We start from the raw sequence: 2,498 nt of genomic DNA, 5'->3' as shown, positions 1-2,498 counted from the left end.
TCCGCTGCGCCATATTTAAAACTTAAGCTTTGCACAAGTTTCGCCTCAAACATTAGCTTGTTTGGGGTTTTTTTGTGTTTGTATCATCGATTTTTAACAATTATCTTTGACGACGGTGTGCACATAGTCTGACTTATAGTTTGTAAGTGTTTTGAATCTATAACCTTTTATATTCATAACGTGAGTAATGTTCCGTAAAAATTAGAAATTTGTTAACCTTTTAGAGCGCATTTGAGGTAAAATATAGCAGAATACATTTGTGCACTGGTTTTAAACACGGAGGTTTTATATGTCAGAGTCGAGAGCAGAAAGTCAAAAAGTAGCCATGGTAACAGGAGCACTAGGTGGTATCGGTACCGCTATTTGTGAAAAACTGCTAGCTAAGGGTTATCACGTCATTGCTACTTTGAGCAAAGAGGATCCAGAACGCACCAAAAAATGGTGTGATGACAATGGATTTGACTCAAGCCGCTTTGAATTTCTTGCCGTTGATTTAAGTGATCACGAGACCGCTATGGCAAATATCCAAAAAACCATTGATAAGTATGACAACATCTATGCCTTGATAAATGGCGCTGGTATCACCCGCGATAGTAGCTTTAAAAAGATGAGCTTTGAGCAGTGGAAACAGGTTATCGATACCAATTTAACCTCGCTATATACCATTGTTCACCCCGTCTTTGTCAAGATGTTGGCGCAAAAAGAGGGCCGCGTTGTCAACATCAGCTCGATTAACGGTCTGCGCGGTCAGTACGGTCAAACCAACTACTCTGCGGCCAAAGCGGGCATTATTGGTTTCACCAAAGCTTTAGCTTATGAAGGCGCAACCTCATCAGTAACTGCAAACGTCGTTGCACCAGGCTACACCTATACCCCTATGGTAGAGACTGTGCCTGAACATATTATGAACAAGATTAAAGAAACCATTCCGATGAATCGTTTGGCAGGTGCCAACGAAATTGCTGCAACTTGTATGTACCTCATTAGTGACGAAGCTATCTTTGTCACAGGCGAGACCATATCAGTGAACGGCGGACAGTATATGTCCTAGATTGAGTATTATTAGGTCATATCTGTTATACTATTAAGTCAAATTTTTATACAACCCATGCGCGGAGAAGCAGTATGTCACAGCAAAACCCTCAAGATTTTATGAATCAGTTCAACAACATGAGCGAAAACGCTCAAAAAATGTTTGAGCCTTGGACTAAATTGAACCAAGCCTTTTTAAAAAACGCAGAAATGATGACTGAGTTCTCATTAAACACTATCAAGTCCTACTCTGAGATGGGTCTTGAGAACATGCGTCAAGTGTCTGAGATCGACTCACCAGAATCTGCTGAGAACTTCAGTAAAAAACAAGCTGAAATGCTAAATACTATCAGCCAAAAAATGCTAGCAGATGCTAAGCGCATGACAGAGCTTGGTAGCAGCATGCACGATGAAGTGATGCAAGTAATGGGTGACGTATATGGTCAAACCAGTGAGCAGATGCAAAGCAACATGCAAAAAACTGCTGACCAAGCGACCAAAGCGGCACAAGAATACTCAGCTAACATGAACAAAATGGCTGAAAAAGCAACTGAGCAAGTTTCTAAAGCCACAGCTGCTGCTAAGCAAACTGCTACCAAGGCAACTGAGCAAGCCAATAAAAATGCTAAAGAGTACACTGAGAACATGAAAAACATGACTCAAAAAGTCAAAGAGCAAGCAACCAAAGCCACTAGTGCTGCGAGCAAAGCTCAAACGAATGCCACCAGTAAAACTGCTGCCAAAACCAACACTAAGTAATTGTTTAGTTAGCACAGTTTTATGTCGTCATTATTATATAAAGGTGGGTAAGAGAGCTCTTTCCCGCCTTATTTTTATGGTGTTGGCAATATGCGCTTTTACTACTAACATAAGCTTTTACTACTAAATAAGCTTTTACCACAAAATAAAAAGCACCATTAAATAGCTCGTAACATCAGATAATTTGTACCATCAGATAAACAATGGATAAAGATATGGATAATCAACAGTCCGGCGACCACTCAGACGACAATAAAAATCAGTCATCACACGACTCAACTACCGAAGATACCAACAACTTTGGGTTCAATAGCTTTGGTCAATATTATCTAGATCAACTAGATCAGATCAATAAGATGAATCAATCTTTTTTTGACAAGTCTAAACAGACGGCCAATCCTTTTGAAGCCAATATGAAGCTATGGCAAGACTCTATGAGTCAGTTTGGTCAATTCATGACTCCAAATATGGCTCAGAGCGCTGATGAGTCGCCATCAGATACCAGCAACGCTATTGACGGTATCACTGACTTTACCCAAAAGTTTATGAGCGAATCTCTAAAGCGTGCAGGTCAAGACGACAATATCAGCCAATCCATTATGCTCAACATTATTGATGGGTGGCAGAACCTGACAACGGGCGTCACTGAAAAAAGCCCGACAGCCTTGATTGAAAAACAGATGATGCTATGGCAGCAGCAAGTACAG

3 protein-coding genes are annotated in these 2,498 nt (G+C 40.6%); all 3 read left to right on the top strand.

What is annotated here, in order from left to right; genetic code table 11:
* Positions 1–289: 289 nt before the first annotated feature.
* Positions 290–1,051 (top strand): acetoacetyl-CoA reductase, encoded by a 762-nt coding sequence (gene phbB, locus ACTXGO_RS12300; protein WP_443574748.1) that lies wholly within the window; start codon positions 290–292, stop codon positions 1,049–1,051.
* A gap of 74 nt (positions 1,052–1,125) precedes the next feature.
* Entirely contained in the window at positions 1,126–1,791 is a 666-nt protein-coding gene (locus ACTXGO_RS12295) for a phasin family protein (protein ID WP_443574747.1), read from the top strand.
* 215 nt (positions 1,792–2,006) lie between these two features.
* Positions 2,007–2,498: hypothetical protein (locus ACTXGO_RS12290; protein ID WP_443574746.1), on the top strand; the 492-nt coding region annotated here is incomplete at its 3' end.

The sequence above is a fragment of the Psychrobacter sp. T6-1 genome, assembly GCF_052258445.1.
Note: the sequence above shows the minus strand (reverse complement) of the source record. Positions and strands in the feature narration are given on the sequence as shown.